Origin of the sequence: Microlunatus elymi (assembly GCF_007362775.1) — a bacterium.
Taxonomy (GTDB): Bacteria; Actinomycetota; Actinomycetes; order Propionibacteriales; family Propionibacteriaceae; genus Microlunatus; species Microlunatus elymi.
Genome location: NZ_CP041692.1, coordinates 2,397,620 through 2,421,036, shown reverse-complemented (window position 1 = coordinate 2,421,036; position 23,417 = coordinate 2,397,620). Strand labels below are relative to the sequence as shown.

20 protein-coding genes are annotated in these 23,417 nt (G+C 66.8%); 5 read left to right on the top strand and 15 right to left on the bottom strand.

The features are described 5' to 3' along the window. Positions 1–41: 41 nt before the first annotated feature. The 7 genes from FOE78_RS10910 to FOE78_RS10880 form a co-directional block, all read right to left on the bottom strand. A complete protein-coding gene (locus FOE78_RS10910; protein WP_143986308.1) occupies positions 42–2,066 on the bottom strand; it encodes a fumarate reductase/succinate dehydrogenase flavoprotein subunit in 2,025 nt (674 codons plus the stop codon). Positions 2,067–2,087: 21 nt separating this feature from the next. Then, the gene (locus FOE78_RS10905; RefSeq protein WP_143986307.1) at positions 2,088–2,837 is read right to left on the bottom strand and encodes a succinate dehydrogenase cytochrome b subunit; all 750 of its coding nucleotides are present in this window, start codon (positions 2,835–2,837) and stop codon (positions 2,088–2,090) included. A gap of 110 nt (positions 2,838–2,947) precedes the next feature. After that, positions 2,948–3,334, bottom strand: coding sequence for a fumarate reductase subunit FrdD (frdD, locus tag FOE78_RS10900; protein ID WP_143986306.1), 387 nt, complete (start codon positions 3,332–3,334; stop codon positions 2,948–2,950). After that, positions 3,327–3,734 (bottom strand): fumarate reductase subunit C, encoded by a 408-nt coding sequence (locus FOE78_RS10895; RefSeq protein WP_143986305.1) that lies wholly within the window; start codon positions 3,732–3,734, stop codon positions 3,327–3,329. Before FOE78_RS10895 ends, frdD begins: the two co-directional genes overlap by 8 nt. Before the next feature lie 49 nt (positions 3,735–3,783). Beyond that, positions 3,784–4,536, bottom strand: coding sequence for a succinate dehydrogenase iron-sulfur subunit (gene sdhB, locus FOE78_RS10890; protein WP_143986304.1), 753 nt, complete (start codon positions 4,534–4,536; stop codon positions 3,784–3,786). 3 nt (positions 4,537–4,539) lie between these two features. After that, on the bottom strand, positions 4,540–6,294 hold the full coding sequence (gene frdA, locus FOE78_RS10885) for a fumarate reductase (quinol) flavoprotein subunit (RefSeq protein WP_228266155.1): 1,755 nt from the start codon (positions 6,292–6,294) through the stop codon (positions 4,540–4,542). A 295-nt stretch (positions 6,295–6,589) separates the two neighbouring features. Further along, the gene (locus FOE78_RS10880) at positions 6,590–7,519 is read right to left on the bottom strand and encodes a DUF559 domain-containing protein (RefSeq protein ID WP_143986303.1); all 930 of its coding nucleotides are present in this window, start codon (positions 7,517–7,519) and stop codon (positions 6,590–6,592) included. A gap of 354 nt (positions 7,520–7,873) precedes the next feature. On the opposite strand from FOE78_RS10880, the gene FOE78_RS10875 reads away from it, so the two are divergent. Further along, a complete protein-coding gene (locus tag FOE78_RS10875) occupies positions 7,874–8,629 on the top strand; it encodes a response regulator transcription factor (RefSeq protein ID WP_143986302.1) in 756 nt (251 codons plus the stop codon). Here the strand turns inward: FOE78_RS10875 and FOE78_RS10870 are convergent. After that, a complete protein-coding gene (locus FOE78_RS10870) occupies positions 8,524–10,041 on the bottom strand; it encodes a sensor histidine kinase (RefSeq protein WP_143986301.1) in 1,518 nt (505 codons plus the stop codon). The genes FOE78_RS10875 and FOE78_RS10870 overlap by 106 nt on opposite strands. Positions 10,042–10,261: 220 nt before the next feature. On the opposite strand from FOE78_RS10870, the gene FOE78_RS10865 reads away from it, so the two are divergent. Then, complete coding sequence (locus FOE78_RS10865) at positions 10,262–13,630, top strand: BTAD domain-containing putative transcriptional regulator (protein ID WP_168207473.1); 3,369 nt, start codon at positions 10,262–10,264, stop codon at positions 13,628–13,630. Here FOE78_RS10865 and FOE78_RS10860 read toward each other — a convergent pair. From FOE78_RS10860 to rpsP, 7 genes are all read right to left on the bottom strand, one after another. Next, positions 13,627–14,460 (bottom strand): ABC transporter permease, encoded by an 834-nt coding sequence (locus tag FOE78_RS10860; RefSeq protein ID WP_143986299.1) that lies wholly within the window; start codon positions 14,458–14,460, stop codon positions 13,627–13,629. The genes FOE78_RS10865 and FOE78_RS10860 overlap by 4 nt on opposite strands. Further along, on the bottom strand, positions 14,457–15,413 hold the full coding sequence (locus FOE78_RS10855; RefSeq protein WP_143986298.1) for an ATP-binding cassette domain-containing protein: 957 nt from the start codon (positions 15,411–15,413) through the stop codon (positions 14,457–14,459). Before FOE78_RS10855 ends, FOE78_RS10860 begins: the two co-directional genes overlap by 4 nt. A gap of 107 nt (positions 15,414–15,520) precedes the next feature. Beyond that, positions 15,521–16,507, bottom strand: coding sequence for an NAD-dependent epimerase/dehydratase family protein (locus FOE78_RS10850; RefSeq protein WP_143986297.1), 987 nt, complete (start codon positions 16,505–16,507; stop codon positions 15,521–15,523). Between the two features lie 30 nt (positions 16,508–16,537). Next, on the bottom strand, positions 16,538–17,719 hold the full coding sequence (trmD, locus tag FOE78_RS10845; protein ID WP_143986296.1) for a tRNA (guanosine(37)-N1)-methyltransferase TrmD: 1,182 nt from the start codon (positions 17,717–17,719) through the stop codon (positions 16,538–16,540). Next, positions 17,716–18,318, bottom strand: a complete 603-nt coding sequence (gene rimM, locus FOE78_RS10840) for a ribosome maturation factor RimM (RefSeq protein WP_143986295.1) — start codon at positions 18,316–18,318, stop codon at positions 17,716–17,718. Before rimM ends, trmD begins: the two co-directional genes overlap by 4 nt. Positions 18,319–18,341: 23 nt before the next feature. Next, positions 18,342–18,617 (bottom strand): RNA-binding protein, encoded by a 276-nt coding sequence (locus FOE78_RS10835; protein WP_143986294.1) that lies wholly within the window; start codon positions 18,615–18,617, stop codon positions 18,342–18,344. A gap of 2 nt (positions 18,618–18,619) precedes the next feature. Continuing rightward, entirely contained in the window at positions 18,620–19,078 is a 459-nt protein-coding gene (gene rpsP / locus FOE78_RS10830) for a 30S ribosomal protein S16 (RefSeq protein WP_143986293.1), read from the bottom strand. Between the two features lie 456 nt (positions 19,079–19,534). Here rpsP and FOE78_RS10825 point away from each other — a divergent pair, with 456 nt between their 5' ends. The 3 genes from FOE78_RS10825 to FOE78_RS10815 are packed head-to-tail and all read left to right on the top strand — an operon-like array spanning position 19,535 to position 23,349. Then, positions 19,535–20,497 carry a carbohydrate ABC transporter permease gene (locus tag FOE78_RS10825; protein WP_228266154.1) on the top strand — a complete coding sequence of 321 codons (963 nt, stop codon included), beginning with the start codon at positions 19,535–19,537 and terminating at the stop codon, positions 20,495–20,497. Continuing rightward, complete coding sequence (locus FOE78_RS10820) at positions 20,494–21,513, top strand: ABC transporter permease (protein WP_228266153.1); 1,020 nt, start codon at positions 20,494–20,496, stop codon at positions 21,511–21,513. Before FOE78_RS10825 ends, FOE78_RS10820 begins: the two co-directional genes overlap by 4 nt. Positions 21,514–21,564: 51 nt before the next feature. Continuing rightward, positions 21,565–23,349 (top strand): type 2 periplasmic-binding domain-containing protein, encoded by a 1,785-nt coding sequence (locus FOE78_RS10815; protein ID WP_168207472.1) that lies wholly within the window; start codon positions 21,565–21,567, stop codon positions 23,347–23,349. Positions 23,350–23,417 lie beyond the last annotated feature (68 nt).

The following is a 23,417-nucleotide window of genomic DNA, read 5'->3' as shown; positions in this document are numbered from 1 at the left end:
CTCTTCCTCGACCATGATCATCTTCCGCTGCCCGATCATGATCACTTGTAGCTGCGCTGCTTCAATTCGATGAACTTGTAAGTCAGGTCTTCCTTGTGCAGCACGGGTTTGCCGACCTCGCCCGGCGCCGACGTGCCACCGAACTCCCAGGCCGCGACATAGGTGTAGTCGTCATCGTCACGCAGCGCCTCGCCGTCCTCGGTCTGGCTCTCGGCCCGGAAGTGCGCCCCGCAGGACTCCCGCCGATGCAGCGCGTCGATGCACATCAGCTCGCCCAGCTCCAGGAAGTCGGCGACTCGGTTGGCCCGCTCCAGAGCCTGGTTGAACTCCTCGTTCGTGCCCAGCACCCTGACGTTGGTCCAGAATTCCTGCCGCAGTTCGCGAATCTGACCGATCGCCTTCCGCAGCCCTTCCTCGGTCCGCTCCATCCCGCAGTATTCCCACATGATGTTGCCGAGTTCCCGGTGGAAGGAGTCGACGGTGCGTTCGCCGTTGATCGACAAGAGCTTGTCGATCCGCTGCCGGACCGCGGCCACCGCCTCCACCGCGGCGGGATGGTTCTCGTCGATCTTCTCGTACGGTCCGCCGGCCAGATAGTCGTTGATCGTGTTCGGCAGCACGAAGTAGCCGTCGGCCAGCCCCTGCATCAGAGCGCTGGCGCCCAGGCGGTTCGCACCATGATCGGAGAAGTTGGCCTCGCCGGCCACGTACAGGCCGGGGATGGTCGACTGCAGGTCGTAATCCACCCACAGTCCACCCATCACGTAGTGCACCGCCGGATAGATCCGCATCGGCACCCGGTACGGCGACTCACCGGTGATCCGCTCGTACATGTCGAACAGGTTGCCGTACTTCTCCGCGATCTGATGCTGGGTCATCCGCGACATCGCCTCGGAGAAGTCGAGGTAGACGCCACGGCGGAAATCGCCGACCTTCGGCCCGACACCGCGACCCTCGTCGCAGACGTACTTCGCTGCCCTGGAGGCGATATCTCGCGGTACTAGGTTGCCGAAGGAGGGATAGATCCGCTCCAGGTAGTAGTCGCGATCCTCCTCCGGGATGTCCCGCGGATCCTTTTCGCAGTCCTCGGCCCGCTTCGGCACCCAGATCCGGCCGTCGTTGCGCAGCGACTCGCTCATCAAGGTGAGCTTGGACTGATAGTCACCGGAGACCGGGATGCAGGTCGGATGGATCTGTGTGTAGCAAGGGTTTGCCATCAGCGCACCCTTGCGGTGCGCCCGCCAGGCGGCGGTCACGTTGGAGCCCATCGCGTTGGTGGACAGGTAGTACACGTTGCCGTAGCCGCCGGAGGCCAGCACCACCGCATCGGCGAAGTGGGTCTCCAACTCACCGGTGATCATGTTCCGGGCGACGATGCCGCGGGCGCGGCCGTCGACGATGATCAACTCCTGCATGTCGTGCCGGGTGTACGCGGTCACGGTGCCGGCCGCGATCTGCCGCTCCAACGCCTGGTAGGCGCCGAGCAGCAACTGCTGGCCGGTCTGCCCGCGGGCGTAGAACGTCCGCGACACCTGCACGCCGCCGAAGGACCGGTTGTCCAGCATGCCGCCGTATTCGCGGGCGAACGGGACGCCCTGGGACACGCACTGGTCGATGATCTGAGTGCTGACCTGGGCCAGCCGGTAGGTGTTGGTCTCCCGGGAGCGGTAGTCGCCGCCCTTGACGGTGTCGTAGAACAGCCGGTAGACCGAGTCACCGTCGTTGCGGTAGTTCTTGGCCGCGTTGATGCCGCCCTGAGCCGCGATCGAGTGCGCCCGCCGCGGACTGTCCTGATAGCAGAAGCTCTTCACGTGCAGTCCGGACTCACCGAGGGTGGCCGCTGCCGAGGCACCCGCCAGGCCGGTGCCGATCACGATCACGCTGAGCTTGCGGCGGTTGCTCGGGTTCACCAGCTTGGCGGTGAAGATCCGCTGATCCCACATGTCCTGGATCGGGCTGTCCGGCGCCTTGGTGTCGGCGATCGGGTCGCCGAGCGAGTAGAGATCGTCGGCGTCGACTCCGAGAGCAACTGAAGACTCGGTCACCGGGGATTCGTTGTCAGACATGAGATTCCTCGCGCTCGGGGGTCAGCGGGTGATCACGCCGGCGACGATCGACCACGGCACCAGCAGGAAGCCGACGGTGATCAGACCGGCCACGACGTAGGCGATGATGTTGAGTCGGCGGCGGACGACCTGGCTGGTGTTGGCGCCGAGCGTGGTCAGCCCGCTCCAGACACCGTGCCGGACGTGGAAGCCGACCGCCAGGATGGCCAGCGTGTAGACCGCCACCACCCACCAGACGCTCATGCTGTTCAGCAGTCGGTCGTACGGGCTCGGCGACGCACCGCCCGGATGGATGTTTCCGGTGGTCAGGTTCAGGATGTGGAAGATCACGTACAGGAAGATCACCACCCCGCCCCAGCGCAACGTGAACGACGCGTAGGTGCGTTGCACACCGCGCCGTCCCTTGTTGGTCTGGTAGCGCTTCTTCATCCCGGTCCGCGCCTTCACGTCACGCCGGGTGATCACGATCGCGGAGTAGACGTGGCCGAACAACGCGGCCAGCAGGACCACCCGCAGGATCCAGAAGAACCCGTCGTAGGGAAGGATCGGCTCGCCCAGGGTGTGCAGGTGGCTTGAGTACGTGTTGAACGTGTTCTCGCCGCCGAAGGCCATCAGGTTGCCGTACATGTGTGCCAGCAGGAACAGCACGAAGATCAGACCGGTGACGGCCATCAGCGCCTTGAGCGCGACCGATGACCGCCAGGCCTTCTGCTTGGCGGTCAGCTGTTTGCGCGCTGGTGCTGTCTTTTGAGTGGGTGTCGTCGTCGCCACGCGGCCAACACTAGACCTTTGGCGCGGGTGGCATTAAACCCGTACGGGCGTGTGTGGCCAACACCTCATCGGCCGAGTGACCGGCACCACACCGCCGGCTTGTCCCGCGGTCAGGAAGCCACCGCGACCATGATCAAGATCACAACGGCGGCGATCGAACCGATGATCGCCAACCCGTAACAGATCACCGCGATCAGGCCGCGGTGCTTCAACTGCAGCCCGTCGTAGAGGGTGTAGCGGAATCGGTGTCCGGCGTGGACGAGCATCGCGATCAGCGCCAGTGCGGTCAGCACCACAGTTACCGGATTGCCCACCACCGCGAGCAGATGCCGATAGTCGATGTCCACCCAACCCAGCGGCAGCGCCAGCCCGAAGAGCAAGATCAACACCGGCAGCAGCAACGACACCACCACCCCACCGGCGCTGAATCCCAACCAGAGAACGGGTTCGGCATGGACCTTGGGGCGACCCGCACGGCGGGCCGAGAGCTCAGTCATGGACCACCAACCACCAGACGAAGATCGACACCGCGACCAGCACCACGTACTGCCCGGCGACGATGGCCGCGGCACTGACCCGGGCGCTGCCGAGCTTGATCACCATGGCGCGTGGGGTGAGCAGGAACCAGGTGACCGTGTGCAGCGCCGCGAACAGGAAACTGATCACGTTGATGATCACCACCCATGGCTGCCCGGCCCAGTCCACGAAGTTTCCGAAGGCGGACTCGCCGCGGGCCAGCGCGGTGAACAGCAACAGCAGATAGAGCACGAACCAGCCGACGAACAGGCTGCTCAGCTCGCGCATCACGAACAGGAAGTAGGTGCCCTTCTTGGTCCACCACCAGGTCGACATCGGCCGCCGATAGCCGGTCTGGGCGGCCGGATCACGGACGGTCATCGGGCGCCCCTGTTCATCGGGCACCGCCGGTTCATCGGGCACCGCCGGTTCATCGGGCACCCCGGGGCAGCAGGATGGCCTTCAGGTTCTCGGTGGCGGCCTTCAGCTTGTAGCGCTGGATCGCCGAGGCCGGATCGACGTGCTTGGGGCAGACCCGGGTGCATTCGCCGACGAAGGTGCAGCCCCAGACCCCCTCCTTCTCGATCAGTACGTCCAGCCGTTCCCGGGCGCCGCGGTCGCGGGAGTCCAGGTCGTACCGTTCGGCCAGCGCGATCGCGGCCGGACCGGCGAAGTCCGGATCCAGCCCGTACACCGGGCAGGCGGCGTAGCAGAGCATGCAGTTGATGCAGCCGCTGAACTGCCGGTACGCGTCCAACTCGTCCGGCGTCTGCAGATACTCGCCGTCCTCGAGTGGCTCCTCGTCGCGGATGATCCACGGCTTGACCTTGGGCAGCTTCTGCATGAAGTCGCCGATGTCCACCACCAGGTCGCGGACCACCGGGAAGTGGGCCAGGGGTTCGACCCGGACCGGGCCGGGGGCGAAGTCGGACAAGAAGGTGCCGCAGCTCAGCCGGGGTTGTTCAGCGATGTTCATCCCGCAACTGCCGCAGACGCCCATCCGGCAGGACCACCGGTAGGCCAACGTCGGATCGAGCCGGTCCTTCACGTAGTTCAGCCCGTCCAGGACCGTCCAGTCGTCCCGCAGCGGGACCTCGTACTCCTGCCAGGTCGGCTCCTCCTCGCCCGCGGCGAAGCGGGAGACCTTGAGGGTGATCGAGCCGTGCGGATCGGAATTGGGCATCTGCTACCTCCCGTAGACCCGTTCTCCCGGCGGCCACCGGGTGATCGTCACCGGCAGCTGTTCCAGCCGAGAGCTGCCGTCCGGCTCGCGATACACCAGCTGATGGGTGAGGAACCGATCGTCGTCGCGAGCCGGGAAGTCGGTTCGCTGATGGGCGCCGCGGGACTCCGTCCGCTCCATCGCCGAGTGCAACATGGTCTGGGCGATGTCCAGCAGATTGGCCAGCTCCAGCGCCGCGGTCAGCTCGGTGTTGAACGGGCCGCCGGCGTCGGCGACGCCGGTCTTGGCCATCCGCTCCTGCAGCTCGGCCAGCACCTCCATCCCCTTGCCCAGGTCGTCGGCGTTGCGGTAGATGCCGGCCGCGCCCTCCATCGTGTGCTGCATCTGCTCGCGGATCTGCGACACCTGTTCACTGCCGTCACGACCGATCAGCTCGGTCAGCCGGCGGGTCTCGTCGGCGGCCTGGGCGCTGATCGCGGCGGGCAGCGTCGTGTCCGGGTGCGCGGTGGCGAACTGCGCCGCCGACCGCCCGGCGCGAGCGCCGAAGACCAGGCACTCCGGCAGCGAATTGGAACCCAACCGGTTCGCGCCGTTGATGCTGACGCAGGCGGTCTCGCCGGCCGCGTACAGACCCTCGATGCCGGTCAGCCCGTCGAGGTCGGTGTGGACGCCGCCCATCATGTAGTGCACCACCGGCCGGACCGGGATCAACTCGGTGACCGGGTCGATCCGTTCGTACTTCAGGCAGAGTTCACGGACGAACGGGATCCGTTCCTCGATCTTCTTCTCCCCCAGGTGACGCAGGTCCAGGTGAACGACCTGCCCGTACGGGGTCTCGATCGCCCGCCCTTTCTGGATCTCGCCGACGATCGCCTGGGACACCCGGTCCCTGGGTCCCAGCTCCATGCTCCGCAGTTGCGGCTCCGGTGTCGGCTTGCCGAGGTCGTAGTCCTGCAGGAACCGGTAGCCGTCCTTGTTGATCAGCCAGCCGCCCTCGGCCCGGGCGGCCTCGGTGATCAGGATCCCGGTGAACGGCAAACCGGTCGGGTGGTACTGGACGAACTCCATGTCCTTCAGCGGCGCGCCCGCGCGGTAGGCCAGCGCCATCCCGTCGCCGGTGTTGATGTTGGCGTTGGTGGTGAACGGGAACACCTTGCCGCAGCCGCCCGTGGCCAGCACCAGCGATTTGGCGGTGATGGTGTGGATCTTGCCGGTGCTCAGCTCGATCGCCACCACCCCGTACGCCCGGCCCTCGTCGACCAGCAGTTTGGTCACGAACCACTCGTCGTAGCGGGTCAGCGCGCCGTACTTGAGCGAAGTCTGGAAGAGGGTGTGCAGCAGGTGGAAGCCGGTCTTGTCGGCGGCGTACCAGGTCCGTTTCTTCTTCATCCCGCCGAACGGGCGGACCGCGATCTTGCCGCTCGGCTGCCGGCTCCACGGGCAGCCCCAGTGCTCCAGTTGCAGCAGTTGCCGCGGTGCATCGTTGACGAACGTCTCGATCGCGTCCTGGTCGCCGAGCCAGTCGCTGCCGGAGATGGTGTCGTAGATGTGCTCCTCGATGCTGTCGTCCTCGGCGATCGCGCCGGCCGCACCGCCCTCGGCCGACACCGTGTGGCTGCGCATCGGATAGACCTTGGAGATGACCGCCACGTCAAGGTCGGCATCGGACTCCGAGATGGCGATCGCGGCCCGCAGTCCCGCGGCGCCGCCGCCGATCAACAGCACATCGTGCGCGGCGGTCACCATCTGATCGCCCACGCGTATCACCTCGATCAACTCCGCTGTTGCCCGATGTTGTCCTGAGTCTGCCCCGCCGGGCGCAGTTTGTGAACGTGGCCTGCGTCACAGCGACGCCGCTCACGGTAACGCAGCGACCTGGGATTGTTGTGGTGCCAGGGGCGGGAGTGAACGTGTCGTGGCTACCGGTCCCCGGGTCAGCGGTGCCCGCGAACAGAATCACCCGCTGATTGATCAAGATTGGCTCCGAACGCCCGATTTCGATCAATGCGCGGGCGATCGTGTTCGCGAGGTCCGGGATCCGGCGCGGCATCGGTCAGCGAATACCCGCCAGTTTCCGGCAGCGCGCAAGGGCGGCACGGATCTGGGCGATCACGACCTTCGGGCGATCCACCAGGTCGTACCAGGTGAAGCGCAGCACGAACCATCCGGCGAGTTGCACCGCATTCTGTCGTTCCCGGTCGGATTGGAACTGGTCCGGATCGTCCTCATGAAATCGGCCATCGATCTCGACGGCCAACTTGAGGTGCGGAAACGCAATGTCGAGGTAGTAGGTCTTCCCGCCGACGGCAACCTCGAAGTTCGCGAACCAACCACCGATTCCGGCCTCGAACAGCAGCCGGTGCCCCTTCCGCTCCGCGGCGGACCATGGCTCGGCACGGGATTCGACGAGTACGCGGCGGCGGTCGCGGTTTCCGGACCGGTGCGCCGTGCACTCCAACGCCCCACGCAGATCCGCGAGCCGGGCTTGACGGCTGCGCAAGACCCGGTCGATGGGTTCCCCGCCCAGCTCGGCGCAGAGATCGACCGCCGTCAGCGCCGGGCCCGTGATCGGTACGATCCCTCGGCCGTCGGTCGCGGCGTCCTCCCCCAGCAGCGGCCAGCCGACGATGTGCTCGGGCGGAAGTCGCCGGCGGTGCAGCCGAAATCCCTTCGCGGAGCAGCGTCGATCGCTGACGGCCAGATCCAGCTCGCCATGATCCACCTCGGGCCAGAAAGTGAGTCGGGCGGCGGCGAGCCGGCAGACGACGGCGTCCGGGGACCAGGCCGCGACAGCCAGCAGGCGGACGGTCGGGTCGCCCGCCCAGCGCGCCCAGGTGTAGACACCGGGGAGCAACGCGACGAGTTCGCCGGCCCGCAGCATCCGGCCGATCGTCTGGGACAGGTCCAGGTGGGCTCGGCGGGCGATCACGCCATTCCACTGCAGAACCTCATGGATCAGGTGCTGATTGTGGCTCGCTCTCATACCTCGACATTGCGACTTTTGTGCCGAAGCCGGCCGGGGGGCTGTGGATGCCGCTTCGAACCACCCGCGCAGCTGTGGATAACCGAGGTGGCCACTGTCCCGGAGTGTGCCCCGGACACGGTGGGCGCCACCGGGGCGACGATTCCCGCGAACAGAACCACCCGCCGATTGGCCGATATCGGCCTCGAACCCGCGTTGTCGATCAATGCGCGGGCGATTGTGTTCGCGAGGTCCGGCGTCCGGCGCGGACCTGGTCGGAGGCTCCTAGGCTGAGACTCAGGATGAGCGGGCAAGAATAGGTCGGGGCCGCGGTGGAAGATCCCGTGACCGGTGGAGCTTGGGAAAGGTGGACCGATGCGGGTGCTCGTGGTCGAGGACGAGAAGAAGCTCGCCGAGTCGATCAGGGTCGGGCTGCGCCAGGAGGACTTCGTCGTCGATGTCTGCAATGACGGCATCAGCGGACTGTGGTCGGCGACCGAGAACAGCTACGACGCGATCGTGCTGGACATCATGTTGCCCCGGCTGAACGGGTACGACGTGCTGAAGGAGATCCGCCGACGCAAGATCTGGACGCCGGTGCTGATGCTGACCGCCAAGGACGGCGACTACGACCAGACCGACGCCTTCGATCTCGGCGCCGACGACTACCTGACCAAGCCGTTCAGCTTCATCGTGCTGGTCGCGCGACTGCGGGCGCTGATCCGGCGCGGCACCCCGGAGCGGCCGAACATCGTCTCGGTCGGCAGCCTGCGGCTGGATCCGGCCAAGCGGCGGGTGCATCGCGGTGAGCACGAGATCACCCTCACCGCTCGCGAGTACGGGTTGTTGTCCTACCTGATGCGCCACGCCGGCGACATCGTCACCAAGAGCGAGATCCTGGACAACGTCTGGGATTCCAGCTTCGACGGCAGCGAGAACGTGGTCGAGGTCTACATCAGCTACCTGCGCAAGAAGATCGACATCCCGTTCGGCCTGCACACGCTGGTGACCGTCCGTGGAATGGGCTATCGGTTGATGGCCGACCAGCCGGACGAGGAGGCGTCGGTCGGTGCGTCCGTCAACGCGGCCGAATCGGCCAGCGCCGGCGCGTCGGCCGACGGCGCGTCCTGACCGTCCGATTCATCGTCCACCTCGGACTGTTCCTCCAGCAGTTCGTGATCTTGGTCGGATCCCGGCTGCACCGGCAACTCGATCACGAATCGGCACCAGCCATGATCATCTTCTCCGACCGTGATGCTGCCGCCGTGCCCGGCCATGATCGCCGCGCTGATCGCCAGTCCGAGCCCGCTGCCGCCGCTGTCGCGTGACCGATCGTCGTCCAGTCGTACGAAGCGTTCGAAGATCCGTTGCCGGTCCTGCGGCGGCACCACCGGGCCGTCGTTGTCGATCATGATCTGCGCGTAGTCCTGCACCCGGGCCAGCGTGATCGCCACCCGGCCCCGGCTGTGGGTCCGAGCGTTGTCGACGATGTTGCGAATCACCTGCGCCAGCCGGTCCGGATCTCCGTCCACCCGCACCGGCTCGATTCGGGCGGTCACCTCGACCGTCGACGCCGTACGCAGCCGCCGCAACTCGGTCTGCAACAGGTCGTCCAGATCGACTTCCTGACGATGCAGGATCAGTCCGTTGGCGTCGACCTTGGCCAGGGTGAGCAGATCGTCCACCAGGCCCTGCATCCGGCGGACCTCGGAATCGACCAGATCCCCCATCTCCAGCCAGGTCCGCCCGGTCGGATCCGCGGAGGCGATCTCGGAGGTCACCACCAGGGTCGACAGCGGGCTGCGCAACTCGTGGCTGGCATCGGAGACGAAGGCCCGCTGGGCGCGATCCGAAGCCTGCAAGCGATCCAGCATCGAGTTCATCGTCCGGGCCAGATGCTCGATCTCGTCCGCAGTGGGCGGCACGTCGACCCGTTCGTCCAGACTCTGGGCACCGATCTGGCCGACCTGGGTGGTGATCCGGTCCACCGTACGCAGCGAACGGCCGACCAGCACCCAGACCGAGACCGCGACCACTCCCAACAGCAACGGACCGCCGCCGAGCAGGAACCAGCCGACCGTTCGGATGGTGTCGGACTGGATCTGGATCGGGCGGCCGACCTGCACCACCAGCCGATGCCCGTGATCGGTGAACCCGTACGCCGCGACCAGCACGTCCTCGTCGCTGCCCAGCGCCGGCACCTCGCCCAGCCGCCGGCTCTGGCTGTGCCCCGGCTCGGGCAGCAAGCCCGGGGCCATCGGGGTGGTCAGCCGATCGTCGGAACTCTGCAGCACGGTGCCGTGCGCGTTGATCAACTGGATCCGTTCGCCATGTTCGAGGTCGGCGGTCAACTCCAGGTTGATGCCGTCGGTGCCGCTCTGCAGCACCAGCTGGGAGACATCGCGGCCGCGTTCCTCCAACGCCACCTTGGTGGTGTTGATCAGTGCCGACTGCAGCAGCACCAGGAGCAACGCGCCACCGGCGATCAGGGCGGCACCGACCACGATCACCGCGCTGACCACCGAACTCCGCCGAAGCCCCATGCCGTCTCCTTCGGGCCCCGGCTCTGCGCCCGAGGTCCCTCGTCCCACCGAGGCGAGTTTAGGAGCGTTCGGATGAATCCGTCGCAGCCGCGAACGTTCCCGCGCACCGTTGGCGCAGCCGCGGACGTACGAACTACGTACGAACTTGCGCGGGAGCGCCGCGGCTGCGCGGGAGCGCCCGACCTGCGCGGGAACACCCCGGTCGGCGAAGATGGTGCCCATGCAGATCGCGCTCCTCGGCTCGCTCGAGATCACCGTGGCCGGCCGACCGATCGCGGTGACCGGGTCGCGGTTGCGGTCACTGCTGGTCCGGCTGGCCGTTGATGCGCCCAAGCCGGTCCCGTCCGCCGAACTGGTCGACGCGGTCTGGGGCGAGGAACCGCCGGCCGACGCCGCGAACGCCCTGCAGTCGTTGGTGTCCCGGCTGCGGCGCGCGCTCGGTGACGGCGACCTCGTCCGGGCCGAGCCGATCGGCTATCGGCTTCAGGTCGAGCGGGACGCGGTCGATCTGCGCCGCTTCGAGCAGCTCGCCGACCAGGCACGTCGGCTGCATCGGGAGGGGCGTCTGGATGAGGCTCTGGCGGCCTGCACCGACGCGTTGGTGCTGTGGCGGGGCGATCCGCTGGCCGATGCCGGCAACGCCGAGTACGCGGTGCCGGTGGCGACGGCCTACCGCAATCAGCAGCTTGACCTGTTCGGTACCCGGATCGACATCCTGCTCGGCCTCGGCCGTGCGACGGAGCTGATCACCGAGCTGGAGCAGCTGGTCCGCGCGCATCCGCTGCGCGAGGGATTCGCCGCCCAGCAGCTGCGTGCACTGGCCGCTGCCGGGCGGACCAGCGAGGCACTGGCCGCCTACGAACGCTGCCGCAACTACCTGGCCGAGCAGTTCGGCAGCGACCCCGGCCCCGAGTTGCAGGAGTTGCACCTGGCGCTGCTGCGCGGGGAGTTGCAGCCGGCCACGACACCGGCCGGGGCAGCCGCCGGACCTCGTACCAATCTGCGGCCGGGGCTGACCAGCTTCGTCGGCCGGGAGGCGGAGATGGCGCTGCTGGCGCAGAGCCTGGCGAGCAGCCGGCTGGTCACCGTGGTCGGGCCGGGCGGCGCGGGCAAGACTCGGACCGCGACCGAGGCGGCGACTCGCTGGCTGGCCCGGACCGGGCACCCGGCCTGGCTGGTCGAGCTGGCCCCGGTCGGCGCCGGCGAGAACATCCCCGGAGCCGTGCTGGGCGCGCTCGGGCTGATGGATCCGCGGCTGCTGGAGCGCAACGAACGGGCGGTGTCGGTCGACGAGACCGAGCGGTTGCTCGACCAGCTGCGCCAGCAACCCTGCCTGCTGGTGCTGGACAACTGCGAGCATCTGATCGACGGTGCGGCCAAGTTCGCCGAGGACGTGCTCGCCCAAGTGCCGAACCTGCGAGTGCTGGCGACGAGCCGAGAGCCGCTGGCGATCACCGGCGAGGTGCTGTGCGGGCTGCCGCCGCTGAATCTGCCGCCGCTGGACTGCCCGTTGGACCGGGCCGCCGACTTCGCCGCCGTACGACTCTGGCTGGATCGGGCCACCGCGATCGATCCCGGCTTCCGGCTGGGCGAGCAGACGCTGTCGCCGGTGTTGGAGATCGTGCGTCGGTTGGACGGGCTGCCACTGGCGATCGAACTGGCCGCCGCCCGGCTGCGCGCCCTGCCGGTGGCCGACATCGCCCGGCTGCTGTCGGACCGATTCCGGCTGCTCACCGGCGGCAGCCGGACCAGCCTGCCGCGCCACCGCACACTGCGCGCGGTGGTCGAGTGGAGCTGGGACCTGCTCACCGAAGCCGAACGTCTGCTCGCCATGCGGCTGGCCGTTTTCCCTGCCGGGGTTGGCATCGACACCGCCACCGCGATCTGTGCCGATGATCAACTTCCGGCATCGTCGATCAGCGAGTTGTTGATCACGCTCAGCGACAAGTCACTGCTGCAGCGCTCCGCGACCAGTCCGGTCCGTTACCGGATGCTGGAGACCATTCGCGAGTACGGGATCGAGCGGCTGACCGAGACGGGCGGACTGTTGGCGACCCGGGACCGGCTGGCCGACTACTTTCTTGAGCTTGTCCAGCAGCTCGAGCCGGCGTTGCGGGACCGCCGTCAGCTGGAAGCGCGCAGGACGCTGGACCTGGAGCGGGACAACATCTTCGCCGCAGTCCGTTACCTGCTGGACAATCAGCGAGCCCGGGACGGACTGTTGATGATCTTGGCGATGTTGTGGTTGTTCCAGGTGCGTGATCATGAGAACGAGCTGGGCTACTGGCTGGAGCAGTCGATCGCGGCGATGGAGCGCGAGCCCGGTGATGATCAACCGGACTCGCTGCTGGATTACGGTCGTTTGGCCGCTGCGCTGGCGAACGCCACCGGCTCACCGGACGTCAAATGGACACAGCTGCGGAGCAAGGTCGCCGACATCATGCCGCGACTCGAGAGCAGCCCGGAACCGCCGTTCGCCAGTCTGAATGCGCTCCGGTTGATGCTGCCGGTCTATCTGAATCTCGCCGAGGGTTCCGAGCAACTCGAGGATGGCACCGACGGCGGACATCCGTGGCCGGCTCCGCCGCTGGTCTCCGGCGAGTTGGTGACCGGCCTCGTACGTGATGCCGAGCAGTCGGGCGATCCGTGGGTGCGCGGCCTGGTCTTCATGATCGTGGCCAGCATCGCCGAGAACGCCGGCGACCTGCCCGCGATGGATCGCTACTCGGCCCGGGCCGCGGAGGAGTTCGAGGTCTGCGGTGACCGCTGGGGATTGTCGTCGACGATGAACTTCCGAGCGCAGGTCCTCACCCTGCGCGGTGACATACCGGAGGCGATCGAACTGCTGGAGAAAGCTCTCGTGCTGTCGCCGCTGATGGGCGCCGACGGTGACACCTTGATCATCCACCTGCGGCTGGCAGCGTTGGCGATGCAGACTTCGGACCTCGCGAGTGCGCGACGGCATCTGGACGCCTTGCGAGAGGCCGGTCATTCCGCCATGGAGGTGGAGCGGCGGCTGTTCGCCGACGCCGTCGAGGTGGAGTTGCGCTGGCAGGAAGATGATCATGACGGAGCGCTGGCGTTGGCCGCCGAACTGCGCGCCAAGATCGCCGATGATGATCATCCGAACCGGTTCGCCAGCCATCGCACCGCGATCTGCACCGGTGCGATCGCCGTGGCCGAGTGCGGCGCGGCCAGGCTGGCCGGCACCGGGACCGAGGACGGACTTCGTCACCTCGCCCAGGCCGTCGCGGACATCCGGTCCGGGTTCCGCGCCACCATGATCACCCAGGACATCCCGCTGATCAGCGAATTCAGTACGGTGCTGGCGGATCTGGCCGCAACGGCGGGCCGGCCCGAGCGGGCGGCGTACCTGCTCGGAATCGGCGCGGGCTTCATCGGCGTCGACAACTTTCAGCAGGGCCGCCGGGCCAACGTCCTGCGGGTGATCAATCCCCTGTTGGACGACGCGACCTTCCGCGAACACTTCGAGTCGGGCAAGCGGCTGGCTCGGCCGGACGCGATGAAGGCCCTGGAGCCGGACGGTTTGATCACCGAGCTCGGACTCCAGGACCTTCGACTCGTCTAGACCCGGCGCCGGTAGGCGCGCACGGCCAGCGGGACGAAGACGATCAGCAGCAGCGCCATCCAGGCCAGCGTCCAAAGCACGTCGGTGGTCCAGGGTTGGCCGGTGAACAGCTCCCGCATTGCCGACACCAGATGGGTCATCGGGTTGACCTTGACGAAGGTCTGCAGCCAGCCGGGCATGGTGCCGGTCGGGACGAACACGTTGCTGCCGAAGCTCAGCGGCATCACGATCAACATGCTCAGGCCGGTGACAGCGCCCGAGGTACGGGCCTTCATCCCGATGAACACCGACACCCAGACGAAGCAGAGGGCGAAGCCGATCGCCAGCGCAATCCCGCCGATGGCCCCGGCAACGCTTCCCTGGAAGCGAAATCCCATGATCGTACCGACCCCGACGGTCACCAGGACCAAGATCAGATAGCGGACCACGTCGGCCATCACCGCGCCGACCAGCGGCACCGCCCGGCCGATCGGCAACGCCCGGAAGCGGTCGAAGACGCCCTTCTCGATGTCGCTGTTCAGATTCGATCCCAGGCTGATCCCGGCCATCGCGATGGTCTGGCCGAGGATGCCGGGCAGCAGGAACTGCAGATAGTCACTCTGCGAGCCGCCGGCGATCGCGCCGCCGAAGATGTAGGTGAACAGGCCGAGGAAGATCACCGGCTGGATGGTCACGTCGACCAGCGCCTCCGGTGTCCGCATGGTCTTGATCAAGCTGCGTTTGGCCAGCACCAGACAATGTGTCAGGTACCTGACGATCGCGGATCGTTCCCGGACCGGTTCCAGTTGCTGGTCGGTGGGGTTCGGTCGGGTGGCGGTGATGGTGCTCATGCTGCTTCCTCCTCATCGTCGGTTGCCTTCTTGCCGGTCAGGGTGAGGAAGACCTCGTCCAGCGTCGGCAGGTGCAGCGAAAGTTCGGTGACGCCGATCCGGCGATCGGCCAGTTGACTGACCACGACCGGCAGCAGCGACTCGTCGGCAACCGGTACGGTCAGCGTGTTCCGTCCGGTCACTTCGACCTCGCCGGTGCCGATCCGACCCAGCAACTCCCGTACGGCGCCGAGCTGGTCGGCATCCGACGGCCGGACCTTGATCCGGTGTCCGCCGATCACCCGCTTCAGACCGTCGGCGGTGTCGTTGGCGATCACTCGGCCCTGATCGATGACCGAGATCCGGTCGGCCAGCGCGTCGGCCTCGTCCAGGTACTGCGTGGTCAGCAGCACCGTCGAACCTTCCGAGACCAGGTCGCGGATGACGTCCCACATGTCCTCCCGCTTGGCCGGATCGAGACCGGTGGTCGGTTCATCCAGGAAGATCACCGCCGGCCGGCCGACCAGGCTGGCGGCAAGATCGAGACGGCGACGCATGCCGCCGGAGTACTTCTTCGCCGGTTTGCCGGCGGCCTCGCTGAGATCGAACCAGCTCAGCAGTTCCTTGGCCCGAGCCCGCGCCTGGAAACCGCTCAGGTTGAGCAGCTGACCGATCATCACCAGGTTCTCGGTGCCGGTCAGATCCTCGTCCACAGAGGCGTACTGACCGGTCAGGCCGACCGCCTCGCGGACCTTCTGCGGTTGGTTGACGACGTCGTACCCGTCGATCCGGGCGGTGCCCTGGTCGGGCTGCAGCAGGGTGGCCAGGATCCGGACCGCGGTCGTCTTGCCGGCGCCGTTCGGGCCGAGGACACCGAGCACGCTGCCCTGTTCGGCGGACAGGTCGACGCCGTCCAGGGCCTGGGTGGTGCCGAAGCGCTTCCGTAGTCCGGAGGCCTCGATGATTGCGCTCATGCTTACTCCTCATGTCGGAGCCGGACCTGTTCGGTCCGACACGATGAGGATGCTCGGTCGCGCTGGCACGGCCCGCACACGACACTGACACGGCGTGCGCGGCCGTGTCAGCCGATGAAGGAGTCAGGGATGGCGCAGAGTTTGTCGATCACGGCGTCGATCTCGGGATCGACCTGGCGCCGGGCCGGGTCGGCGTCGTACCAGTCGATGATTTCGGCCGCGCCCTCGGCGAAGTTGATCCTGGGCGCGTACTCGGGCACCAGCGAGCGGAGCAGGCTGTTGTCGAAGATCATCGTGTGGGCCTTGTCGCCGACCAGTCCCGGGCCCCAGTCGGGATGCACCGCTGCGATCGTCTGGGAGGCGACGTGGACCAGCTCGGGCTCGGCGACACCGGCCGCCCGCGCCAGCTGGGTGTAGATCTCGTTCCAGGCGATCGGCCACTCGTTGGTGATGTGGATCGCCTGCCCGAGCGCGCCCGAGTTGCCCAGCAGGCCGACCAGGCCGACGGCGAAGTCGTCGGTGTGGGTGATCGTCCACAGTGAGGTGCCGTCGCCGTGGACGACGACGGGCAGGCCACGCCGCATCCGGTCGATCGCTGTCCACCGGCCCTCGATCGGCAACGCCGTCCGGTCGTACGTGTGCGACGGGCGGACAATCGTCCAGTCCAGACCGTCGAACGCTCGGATCCTTTGCTCACAAGCGATCTTGTCCCGCGAGTACTGCCAGAACGGGTTGTCCAGCGGCATCTGCTCGGTCACCGGCATCGGTCCGGGCGGGGTCTGATAGGCCGAGGCGGAGCTGATGAAGACGTACTGCCCGGCGCGTCCGGCGAAGAGCTCCGCGTCGGTGTCGACGTGCTCGGGGACGAACGCGACGAAGTCCAGTACGGTGTCGAAGCTGCGGTCGCCGAGCGCCTCCCGTACGGTGTCCGGCTCGCGGATGTCGGCCTGCACCTGCTCGACCTGGTCCGGCAGCGGCCGGATCGAGGACTGTCCCCGATTCAGCACGGTGACGTTGTGCCCGACCCCGAAAGCGCGCCGCACGGCGGCCGCACTGATGATGCCGGTCCCGCCGATGAACAAGATGTCCGCCATTGATCCTCCTGGTCGATTCCGAGGATCAACCTATCCGGCGGACACCAACTCCTTCTCCAGCTGCACGATCGGCGAACCTTCATGGGTGCCGTGGGCGGCGACGTGATAGCCGTGCCGGCCGTAGAACGCGATGTTCGGGCCGGCCGCTCCGGTCACCAGGCGGAACCGGGCGCTGCCGGACGGCGCGGCCGCCTCGACCTCCCGCAGCAGCCTGCTGCCGATGCCCTCGCCCTGCCGGTCCGGAGCCACCACCAGCCGGCCGATGTACCAATTGCCGTCCTCATCCGGTCGGCCGAGCACCGAGCCGATCACCCGGGCGTCCTGGCGGGCCACCAGCACCACCGCGCGGCTCATGCTCTCGGTCAGTTCCTCGACGCTCTGGGTGAACGCCGGCAGCGCCAGGGTCTGGTTGACCAGCGCCTCGGACACGAATGCGGCGCGCTGCACGGTGAGGATCTGGCCGGCGTCGGCGGCGGTGGCGCGCTCGATGGTGATCGTGCTCGCGGCCGGGACCGGTGGCAGCAGGTCGGGCCGTCGTTCCCGGGTCAACTCCTCGGCGCGTTGGCGTCGCCAGTCGGCGATCTTGGCGTGGTGGCCGGAGAACAGGATCTCGGGCACGTCCAGGCCGCGCCAGGTCGGCGGCTTGGTGTAGATCGGGTATTCGAGCAGATGATCCTGGCCGGTGGCGTGCGACTCCTCGGTCAGCGACTCCGGATTGCCGATCACTCCGGGCAGCAGCCGGACCACCGCTTCGATGATCACCAGGCTGGCCACCTCGCCACCGTTCAGGACGTAGTCACCGATGCTGATCTCGTCGGTACGCATCCTCTTGCCCGCGTCGACGCCGACCCGGGCGTCGACGCCCTCGTAGCGGCCGCAGGCGAAGATCAGATGATCTTCACCGGCGAGTTCCTCGGCCATCGCCTGGCTGAACGGCCGGCCGGCCGGGGTCATGATCAACAATCGCGGCGTCCCGGCTCCGGTCTCGGGTGCGAGGTCGTCCAGCGCCTCGCCCCACGGCTCGGGTCTCATCACCATCCCGGCGCCACCACCGTACGGAGTGTCGTCGACGGTGCGATGTCGATCATGCGTCCAGTGGCGGAGATCATGAACGTCGAGATCGACGATGCCGTTCTCGATCGCCTTGCCCACAAGGGAAAGTCGCAGCGGTTGCAGGTAGTCAGGGAAGATCGAGACGACGTCGATCTTCATCGTTGCTGCTCCTGATCGTCCGCCTCGTCAAGATCATCATCGAGCAGCCCGGCCACATCGGCGACCAGCACCCGGCCTGTTTCAAGATCAATCTCGGGCACCAGTTCGGAGACGAACGGGACCATCCGGATGCCGTGATCGGTACGGATCTCCAGTACGTCCTGGGCGGGCAGGTGCAGTACGGACTTCACCGTGCCGATGGGTCCGTCGACCCCCTGCAGCCGGACCGACAGCCCGACCAGCTGGCGGTCGTAGTACTCCTCGTCGTCGGCCGGGCGCTCGTCGGCGGGGACGTCGGCAACCAGCCGGATGCCGCGGGCGGCCTCGGCCGCGTTGCGGTCGGTCAGTTCGGCGAACGTGACCAGCCAGCGTCCCTGATGGTCGCGGGTCCGCACCACCGTGAAGGTGTTGGGCGTGAAGGTGTTGGGCGTGAAGTTGCCGGGCGCTCCTCCGGTTCGACCGCTGCCGGGCTCGGCGCGCAGCACCTGCCCGACGGCGAAACGCCGTTCCGGTTCGTCGGTACGCAGAGACACAGCGACCTCACCGCGTACGCCGTGGGCGCGAGTGATCACGCCCACGACGATCTCGGTGAGGTCCATGCCTGCGTTCGGTGTTGCTCTGGTCAGCGACGCGCCCGCGAACGGCCGCTCCGGCCGCCGCCACGGTGCTCGAGATCGACGAAGTCGACCCGCACCTGCTCGCGTCCGGCCAGCGCGCCGATCACGGTCCGCAGCGCGGACGCCGTCCGCCCGTTCCGGCCGATCACCTTGCCGATGTCGGACGGGTGCACTCGGACCTCGAGCAGGCGGCCGCGACGCAGGTCCTTGTCCCGGACCTGCACATCGTCGGGGTTGCTGACGATGCCGCGAACCAGATGATCGAGTGCGTCGGCGAGCATGATCAGGACTCGCTGCCGGCGTCGGCCTCGGCGGAGGAATCGGCGGCGGCCGCGTCCTCGGCCTTTGCGTCGGCGGCGTCGGACTTCTTGTCCTCGGTGATCGCCTTGGAGACCGGCTCGCTGCCCTTCTCGGCCAGCGCGGCGTTGAAGGCGGCCAGCTTGTCCTTCTTCTCCGGCTGCGGATCGATGCCGGACGGGCTGGTGTCGCCGGAGAACTTCTGCCAGTCACCGGTCCGCTTCAGCAGCGCGACGACGGCCTCGGTCGGCTGGGCGCCAACGGACAGCCAGTACTGCGCACGCTCGGAGTCGACCTTGATGATCGACGGATCGTTCTTCGGGTGGTACTGACCGATCTCCTCGATCGCACGCCCGTCCCGCTTGGTCCGGGAATCGGCGACGACGATGCGGTAATGCGGCGTCCGGATCTTGCCCAGACGCTTCAGACGAATCTTGACAGCCACGGTGGGTGGTTACTCCTGTTTGGAAGCCGACCGGGAACGGCCCGGCCGGAGAACGGGTGAATCACCAGCTCCGGCGTGGGGCACCGGGCGGAGAGTCGGTGGACGGCACACGCCGGTGATGAGAGGGCACCGAGCGCGCGCAGACGCGCCCCACATTCTGCCAGATCACCCGGACAGGACGCGAACTGAGCCGCCGCCCGGCCGTGAGCCGCCATTGCTCGGCCGTGAGTCGCCGGCGCTCGGCCGTGAGTCGCACCCGTACGCGACGTACTGCTCCGATCTTTGGCCGGGCATTAGCCCAGGTTGCCCCCAAGAGACGGCAAACCCGCCGCTCGAATTTGACAATCATCGGATCTCTGATGAACGATCCGACACGCGAAGTTCATATCTGCTCGGTTCATCCATGAACGCGCACAGATGAACGTTCAGCGCCGAACTCTTCCGGAAGGAGTGCCTGTGGCTCTCACCGTTGCCAGATCGGCCACGCGATCTCGCCGACCGCCGAAAACGCCTCGGATACCGAAGGCGCGCCGGATCAAGGATCCGGCAGTCGACCGTGGCTACCAGGTCGTCAACTACTGCGTCCTCGGTTTCTTCACCGTCGCCGTGCTGTACCCGCTGATCTACGTCTTCAGCAGTTCGGTCAGCAGCGGCTACGCGATCGCCAGCGGGAAGGTCGTTCTGTGGCCGGTAGGTCTCAACTTCGAGGCGTACAAGACGATCTTCAGCTCTCCGCACATCCTGATCGGGCTGGGCAACTCGATCTTCTACGCCGTCGTCGGCGCCATGATCGGCACCGCACTGACCATCCTGGCGGCCTACCCGCTCTCCCGCAAAGACCTCTACGGACGCCGCCCGTTGATGTTCTTCCTGCTGATCCCGACGCTGTTCTCGGCCGGCATCATCCCCAACTACGTGGTGGTTCAGCAGCTCGGTCTGCTCAACACCCGCTGGGCGATCGTGTTGCCGGCGGCGATGACGGTCTTCAACGTGATCATCACCCGGACCTTCTACCAGCTGAACATCCCGGACGAGCTGTTGGAGGCGGGCAAGGTCGACGGGGCCAGCAACCTGCGCTTCTTCCTGAGCATCGCGCTGCCGTTGTCCAAGCCGATCATCGCGGTGAACATGCTGTTCTACGCGGTCGGTCAGTGGAACAGCTGGTTCTCGGCGATGATCTACCTGACCAACACCGATCTCTACCCGTTGCAGTTGGTGCTGCGTGAGGTGCTGACCCTGGGCTCGGTCAATCCCGATCAGGTCGGCAGCATGAGCGCGGCCGAGTTCGCCCACCGGCAGGACCTCTTCAACAAGCTGCGGTACGCGTTGATCGTGGTCGCGATGCTGCCGCCGCTGATCGCCTACCCGTTCGTCCAACGACACTTCGTCAAGGGCGCGTTGATCGGATCCCTCAAGTGACCGCCGAGAGCGTCGGCAGCGAGCTGACCGAGCCGCAGCGGGCCGCCGTCGAATTGGAGCAGGCTCGGGCAACGACGCGTACCGCCGGTTCGGAGCACCGGCGCCGCTCGCCGCTGAAGCGGATCGCCGAGAACTGGCAGCTCTACCTGATGCTGATCCCGCCGATCGCGTACGCGGTGGTCTTCCTCTACTGGCCGCTGTACGGCCTGCAGATCGCCTTCCGCAACTACAACATCGTCGACGGCATCACCGGCAGCCCGTGGGTCGGACTGCAGTACCTCCAGCAGTTCGTCACCTCGTACCAGTTCTGGCCGGTGCTGAAAAACACCCTGATCCTGAACATCTACGAGCTGTTCGCGCTGTTCCCGCTGCCGGTCATCCTGGCGCTGCTGCTGAACAGCGTCCGCAATGCCGCGTACCGCCGCGGCGTGCAGCTGATCACGTACGCACCGCACTTCATCTCCACCGTGGTGCTGGTCGGCATGATGGTGATGTTGTTCTCGCCCAACGGCGGCATCGTCAACCAGGGCATCGGTCTGCTCGGCCACAGTTCGGTCGACTTCTTCGCCAGCCCGACGATCTTCCGCAACATGTACGTCTGGTCCGGCGCGTGGCAGACGCTGGGCTGGTCGGCGATCATCTACCTGGCCGCGTTGGCCGGCGTCGACCCGCAGCTGCACGAAGCGGCGAAGATGGACGGTGCCAACATCCTGCGCCGGATCTGGCACATCGACTTCCCGGCCGTCATCCCGGTCACCATCACCTTGTTGATCTTGAACATGGGTTCGATGCTGTCCAGCGGGTTCGAGAAGGTGCTGCTGATGCAGACACCGCTGAACCTGTCCGCCTCCGAGGTGCTCGACACCTACACCTATCGGGTGGGTCTGGCCTCGACGGTCCCGCAATTCTCTTATGCCACAGCGATCGGGCTGTTCCGCTCGGTGTTCGCGCTGATCCTGCTGCTGCTGGCGAACTGGCTGGCTCGCCGGGTCAGCCGCAGCAACAGCCTCTTCTGATTCCGCTGATTCCTGATCGGTATCGATCCATTCCCCGAAGGACGGATGATCATGTCATCACCATTCACTCCCAAGGCACGGCTGTCCCGCCGGAGCCTGCTGACCGGCGCCGCGGTCGCCGCCTCGGCGATCGCCCTGCCGTCCGCGCTGACGGCCTGCAGCGGCGGCGACAAAACCAAGAGCCCGTCCGGCGGCAGCAATCTGCCCAAGGACCTGGACAAGGCCAAGCCGGTCGAGTTCGGCGCCGAGACCGAGGGCATCCTCTACCCGTCGCCGTACAAGGGTCCGAAGGCGCGCACGCTGCCGAAGTTCGCCGACGGCAGCACGTCGTTCCGGGTCGTCGTACCGCAGGACGCGACCGTGGTCGGCGACTGGAACAAGAACAAGTTCTCCCAGATCATGGAGGACACCACCGGCGTCAAGGTCCAGTACGACGCGGTGCTCGTCACCACCCCGGACGGCAGCTCCGACCTGACCAAGATCAACGCGATGATCGCCTCGGGCGACCTGCCGGACGCGTTCATGAGTGTCGGGCTGTCCCGGGATCAGATCTCGCTGTACGGCCAGCAGGGGTTGTTCACCCCGCTGGAGGACCTGATCCGGGTGTACGCCCCGGGCATGCGGGAGATGTACGAGCAGAATCCCGACATCAAGCAGGCCAACCTGGCCCAGGACGGCCACATCTACAACTTCGGCGGTGTGAACGACTGCTTCCACTGCCGCAGCGCCGGCGCCCGCGCCTTCGTGAACAAGAAGTACCTGGAGAAGGTCGGCGCGGACATGCCGACCACGACCGAGGAATTCCGTTCGCTGCTGCAGCTGTTCAAGAAGAAGAACCCCAGCGGCAAGCCGGGCTTCCTGCCCTTCATGGGCGGCGACGTCACCTACGACCCGGTCGACCTGTTCATGATGGGCCCGTTCATCTACAACCCCGGCGCGGTCGCGGGCCAGGCCTACCTGAAGCTGAACAACGGCCAGGTCCAGTTCGTGGCGAACACCGACGAATGGCGTGAGGGGCTGCGTTTCATGCGGCAGCTCTACGACGACGGCACGCTGACCAAGCAGACCTTCACGATCAAGGGCGACGACCTGACCAAGCTCGGCAACAACGGGCTGATCGGCGTCTGCCGCGCGTTCAACTGGGCCGCCTGGATCACCATGACCCCGGGCGACAACCAGCCGTGGGAGGACTACATCCCGATGACGCCGTTGAAGGGTCCGCAGGGCGTCCAGGTCGCCAGCTGGACCTACGGCGCCAACCCGTTCACCACCTCGCTGGTGATCACCAAGAACTGCAAGAACCCCGAGCAACTGGTCCAGTGGGCCGACGCCCAGCTCGATCTGCTGCGGATCCAGCAGTCCTACCGCGGCGATCAGCCGAGGGACTGGCGCTGGGCCGAGAAGGGCGAACTGGGCGAGACCCGCAAGCAGGCGATCTACGGTCCGGGCACCAAGTCCGAGGGCGCACCGGCGGGGACCACCTGGAATCAGTACGGGATCATGTACCGCTCGGCCGACTACCGTGCGGCCGGCGTCACCGATCCGACGGTCCCCAACCTGGACCTGATCGCGGAGAAGGTCTACCAGCCGCATGCCCAGCCGGAGGACCAGTTCCTGCCGTCGCTGCTCTTCGACCCGTCGGTCACGGCTCAGCGTGGCGACACCGAGGCCAACCTGACCAAGCAGGTGTCGATCAACATGGCCAAGTTCGCCACCGCGGAACTGGACATCAACAGCGACACCGCCTGGAAGAACTACACCTCCACGTTGGACAAGATGGGCCTGCCGGCGTACGTCAAGCAGGCTCAGGAGGCGTACGACAAGCGTCCGAAGTGAGTCTCTGCTGGTAGCGCTCGATTCCGGACGGGCCGTCGATGATCTTCATCGGCGGCCCGTTCTGTGTG